Below are 4517 nucleotides of genomic sequence, written 5' to 3'. Positions count from 1 at the left end.
ATCCACCACACAGGCATCCTACCACTACCCGCCGCGCCGATAATTCCGTGATCGCGCCAGTATCATCAAGCCGCCCGGTCTGTTTGCACGTTCGGCGAACGCTCAACAACACGACTTGACGGCCTGTGTCTGGCGTCTGAAAAGGGCTGGCCTGCGGACGTGGCGGAATTGGTAGACGCAAGGGACTTAAAATCCCTCGATCTCTGATCGTACGGGTTCGATTCCCGTCGTCCGCACCACCCTTCGCTCTTCGAGCTTCGGGTGGCAGGCCACCTGAAGCTCGGCAGGTTCGTACTTCATCCGTTCAGGCGCACCAATTCACCGGCTACCGCTTTGTTGGCATCTCTACGCCTCGAACACTTTCTCAGTGAACCATTCCGCCAACCTGGCAAGCTCCGGCCCCAGCACGCGATCGGCGCCGACAGGCGGCACGATAGCTCTGATTTGATCGACGAAGGAACGCAGTGCCGGCGGCGGCGTCCGTTCGGTGACGTGCAGCGCCTGCGAGGCGATCATTGCCAGCATCGCCATGGCGGCATCGACGCAGCGGCCGGCGGTCGCTTCCTTGGCCCATGCGAAGAACGCCGTCGTGGCGACGTCGTCCTGCCCCGCGCCAGCCGATTCCGTGCCCGGAATGAAGGTGCGCTGTGCGGCCAGCTTGGCCTGCTCGAGATAGCCGGTGATCGCCATCGGCACATAGCCGACATTGCCATGGCCATCGCTGTCGGCTGAGTGACGTCCGGTCATCAGCAGATCCGGCAGCAGCGACACCTTGCCGTTCAGAAGCTTCGAGGCGTGGCGGTCGCAGAGCAGGCAGATGTCGGCCCATATCGCCGCCAGATCGTCCAGCGCCGGCGTTGCCATCGCATTGTGATAGCCGCCGGTCGAGATGCAGCGGCCGAGCCGATCTGCATCGTCGGGCGGGATGTAGACGGGATTGTCCGATATCGAGGCCAGCGACACATTGGCCGCCCGCTCGGCCGTCGCCAGCGCACGATGCGCCTGGCCGAGGACGCGCGGCACGATGCGGTAGCTGACCGGCGCCTGATAGTTGCGTCGCCCATCGCCGGCGCCAACCAGAAACTCCCGCAATCCCTGCAGGGCAGCCGTTTCATGCTCATCGCCCCAGAGCGTGTCGAGCGCCGCGTCATAGTGCTCGAGCGGCGCGCGAAACGCTTCGATCGACAGCGCGAAAACTTTTTGCGCCATGCGGATGCGGCGGCGCCCCGCGAGCGCTGCGTCGGCCACCAAAGCGGCGGCGCAGGGCGAGCCGTTGATGAGCGAGCCGCGTTCCTTGACCTCGAGGTCGAAGCGCGTCGAAAGTTCTGCAAACAAGGGATAGAGCGCCAGGATCTCACCGGCGCCGCCCTGGCCGGAGGCCGGCACGACAGGCATCGGCCCACCGTCGAGCATCGCGGCCACGGCAAGCGCGATGCGCGGCGTGGTGGCGGCGTTGCCCTCGATGAAGTTTGTCAGACGGGCAAGCACGATCGCCCTGACCACGCGATCCGGCAAGGGATCGCCGAACGAGGTGGCGGCGGCAAACGCCTTGATGCGCGCATGGCGATCACGCTCGTCAGGTTCGAGCTTTCGGCTTGCCAATTCCCCCATGGCGGTTGTGACGCCATAGATGACCGGTGGCGGATCGGATTCAATCAGCTTCAGAAACGAGACGCGGCATTCGGCGATGCGCTGCAAGGCCTTCTCGCTGATCTCCACCGTGTCCTTCTTCCAGGCGACGCGGAAGACAGTGTCGAGGTTGATGTCTTCACGCGTCGACAGGCTAACTGGCATGCTTCACACCATCGGAAATAAGGGACTTAGTAGAGTGGTTCCTCGAACAGCGTCTTGTCGCCGTCGACCAGCGCCTTGATCTGCGCGGTGCCGTCGCCGGCAAGAGCAAGACGGATGCCGAATGGCCGCACCCGCATGTCGTTCTGGATCGCCATCCCCTCGCCTTCCGGCAGATAGAAGCGCTCGATGCCATAGTCCGGCGCGATGGTCGCCTCTTCGCCGCGAAGGTCCCAGCCTTCGGCGATGTGGCCTAGAATATCGGCCTCGTCGGCGGTTGCCATCGTTGGCGCCTTGCCGAACCAGGCGGCCGTCGGCTGCCAATAGCCGTCGGCGCCCTTCTTCAGGCGCACCACAATCGACGTATCGTCGCTTGAAAATTTGTCGGGCGGAATGTTGGCGATCATTTTCACCGGTATGCGTGAAATCTCGTAGCCCAGGATAATATAGTCGCCGCGCAGGAGGTCGCGCGGATCGACGGGTTCGATCTTCAGCAGCACTTCCTTGCCGTTGCGCAGGATCGCCGCCCGGCCGGCGATGATCCAGCTCAGGAAGCCTATCTGGACGAGCGCCAGCACCAGCGCCGAGATGACAAGCCTTTTCCCGGTGATCATGCCGTGGCTCCCTTGGCGTCTGGGCCCTTCATGCGTTTTTCCACGCGGATGATGACGATCGCGAGGATGCCGAGCAGCACCGCGGCGGCCAGGAAGAAACCGGCCGTATCGAGCATCGATTGCAGGGTCACGACATAGATGATGGCGAGTTCGAAGGCGAAGCCGAGATAGGCAAGCCAGCGTAGCCCACGGCTCTCCCGTCCTGCCAGCACGATCGCGGCGACAACACCGGCCAGCGCGATCGCCGAAGCGAGGGCAAAACCGCTGTTGTAGGTGCTCTCGTCGGCGAGTTCGAACTGGATCATTGCGAGGCCGGTGAGGAAGGCGAGCAGCGCGTGCAAGGGCAAGCGGCCGCCGAGTTGCACGACCCGGTCGACCGGGCCAGGCGCGAAGACCGAGGCCGCGAACAGCAGCGCCGAGGCGACGACCAGCGGGATCGCCACCTGCAGCGTGTCGTGGTTGGTGACCAGCAGCATGAGATAGAACAGCACCGACAGGATAATCAGGTGGCGCGCCGCCTGGCTGCGGGTCCAGAACGAGACGGCAAACAGCACGATCGCCATCACGACGAAGCCGTGCGGAAAATCGCTGCGGCTGTAATAGTCGAAGCCTTTGAGGACCAGCCAGGCATCGGCGATGCCGACCGAAGCCACCGTCAGCGGGTTCGATCGCAGCGCAACCGCCGCCAGCGCCGTGCCGGCTCCCCAGGTCACCAGAGCCGAGGCCTCGTCGCCCGAGAGATGATACATCTGGCCGATCAGCGCGATCGAGCCGCCGAAAGCCGCGGCCGCCACGATCCACAGCGCTTCCCCGATTGCCGCATGGTCGCGGGCCTTCAGCACCGCGCCGCCGACATAGCCGCCAAGGATGACGGCAAACAGCGCCGCCACGCGCGCCAGCCTCGGGATCGCGTCCCAATTGGCGGCGACGAAAATCAGGATGGCGGCGCCGAACAGCAAGGCGGCCATCATAGCCAGGATCGAGCCGAAGCTCAGCGACTTGCGCTCGTTGGCCTCGACATCGCGCGCCAGCGAATCGGCCGTCGCGGCGTCGATCATGCCGGCCTGCTGCCAGCGCGCGATATCCGCCCTGACCCGCGACGAATAGCTCGCCATGCTGCTTCTCCCCCCCAAGTTTGGTCTTTTTTGCAGCCGATCCGGTCAAGCCGTTGACGCTTAGGCATTTTCCGATTCGGGTTTCTTTGTGTCAGGTCCGTGAACGAGCGTTAATGCTGCATTGCACAATTTGCATTGCTGCCATGCAGCCATAGCGCTTTTAAATCGATATGGGTCCGCCTATTTATAGTTCGTACACAAACGGAATGATCCGCAAGAAAGACGAAACGAGAACTACCATGAACCTGATCCGCAACTACCGCAACTGGCGCCGCTACAGGGACACCGTGTCCGAGCTGAGCCGCCTGAGCAACCGTGAACTGACCGACCTCGGCATCAGCCGCAGCGACATTCCTTACGTCGCTCGCAAGGCGGTCTAATTCTTCGGACCGCGAATGGTCCGAACCAGTTTTGAAAAAGAGAACGACAATGAACCTGATCCGCAACTATCGTAACTGGCGCGTTTATCGCGAGACGGTTACCGAGCTGGGTCGCCTTTCGAACCGCCAGCTGCATGATCTCGGTATCGTCCGCGACGAAATCAAGATCATCGCCCGCCAGGCGATCTAGACAGAATTTCGCCAGGGTCGACCTCCTCCCCGACCTTGACGAATACGGTCACCCCTTACCTCCTCCCAAGGGTTGACCACCAAAACGGCGCCCGCCGCACCTCCTCCCGCGGCGGGCGCTGTTTCCCAGGGGCAAGACGAATTTTGCTCCAGAGGTTTCGCCCCTTCTAAAAATGGCGAAAGGAATTTCGTCAAAGCCGACCTCCTCCCCGGCGATGACGAATATGGCCGGCCTTCACCTCCTCCCGAAGGTCGACCCGAAAAACGACACCCGCCGGACCTCCTCCCCCGGCGGGTGTTGTTGTTTTCACGAGGCGCTCCCATCAGCAGCTGTTTGCCCCGCACCGCGCACGGCAATTGCAATCGCCGCACCAAGCGATTATTCCGGCGCTCATGAGCAAAAACCCAATCCAAATCATCGGCGGCGG

5 protein-coding genes and 1 tRNA gene are annotated in these 4517 nt (G+C 62.8%); 3 read left to right on the top strand and 3 right to left on the bottom strand.

The window, feature by feature from the left end; genetic code table 11:
- The first annotated feature begins 153 nt into the window (after positions 1-153).
- Positions 154-239: transfer RNA gene (locus EOC83_RS32510), tRNA-Leu, on the top strand.
- 106 nt (positions 240-345) lie between these two features.
- On the opposite strand, the gene EOC83_RS32505 is transcribed toward EOC83_RS32510, so the two are convergent.
- The 3 genes from EOC83_RS32505 to EOC83_RS32495 are packed head-to-tail and all read right to left on the bottom strand — an operon-like array spanning position 346 to position 3520.
- Positions 346-1794: an aromatic amino acid lyase gene (locus EOC83_RS32505; protein WP_063168108.1), complete on the bottom strand. Its 1449-nt coding sequence runs from the start codon at positions 1792-1794 to the stop codon at positions 346-348.
- Between the two features lie 26 nt (positions 1795-1820).
- Positions 1821-2405, bottom strand: coding sequence for a GDYXXLXY domain-containing protein (locus EOC83_RS32500; RefSeq protein ID WP_063168109.1), 585 nt, complete (start codon positions 2403-2405; stop codon positions 1821-1823).
- On the bottom strand, positions 2402-3520 hold the full coding sequence (locus EOC83_RS32495) for a DUF2157 domain-containing protein (protein ID WP_063168110.1): 1119 nt from the start codon (positions 3518-3520) through the stop codon (positions 2402-2404). Before EOC83_RS32495 ends, EOC83_RS32500 begins: the two co-directional genes overlap by 4 nt.
- A 239-nt stretch (positions 3521-3759) precedes the next feature.
- Here EOC83_RS32495 and EOC83_RS32490 point away from each other — a divergent pair, with 239 nt between their 5' ends.
- Positions 3760-3900 carry a DUF1127 domain-containing protein gene (locus tag EOC83_RS32490; protein ID WP_013531315.1) on the top strand — a complete coding sequence of 47 codons (141 nt, stop codon included), beginning with the start codon at positions 3760-3762 and terminating at the stop codon, positions 3898-3900.
- 49 nt (positions 3901-3949) lie between these two features.
- Entirely contained in the window at positions 3950-4090 is a 141-nt protein-coding gene (locus EOC83_RS32485) for a DUF1127 domain-containing protein (RefSeq protein ID WP_013531314.1), read from the top strand.
- Positions 4091-4517 lie beyond the last annotated feature (427 nt).

Origin of the sequence: Mesorhizobium sp. Primo-A (assembly GCF_003997175.1) — a bacterium.
GTDB lineage: Bacteria > Pseudomonadota > Alphaproteobacteria > Rhizobiales > Rhizobiaceae > Mesorhizobium > Mesorhizobium ciceri.
Note: the sequence above shows the minus strand (reverse complement) of the source record. Positions and strands in the feature narration are given on the sequence as shown.

Excerpts from the sequence above, each read along its gene's own strand:
- EOC83_RS32505 (WP_063168108.1), bottom strand. The coding sequence starts at position 1,794 with ATGCCAGTTAGCCTGTCGACGCGTGAAGACATCAACCTCGACACTGTC.
- EOC83_RS32490 (WP_013531315.1), top strand. The coding sequence starts at position 3,760 with ATGAACCTGATCCGCAACTACCGCAACTGGCGCCGCTACAGGGACACC.
- EOC83_RS32500 (WP_063168109.1), bottom strand. The coding sequence starts at position 2,405 with ATGATCACCGGGAAAAGGCTTGTCATCTCGGCGCTGGTGCTGGCGCTC.
- EOC83_RS32495 (WP_063168110.1), bottom strand. The coding sequence starts at position 3,520 with ATGGCGAGCTATTCGTCGCGGGTCAGGGCGGATATCGCGCGCTGGCAG.
- EOC83_RS32485 (WP_013531314.1), top strand. The coding sequence starts at position 3,950 with ATGAACCTGATCCGCAACTATCGTAACTGGCGCGTTTATCGCGAGACG.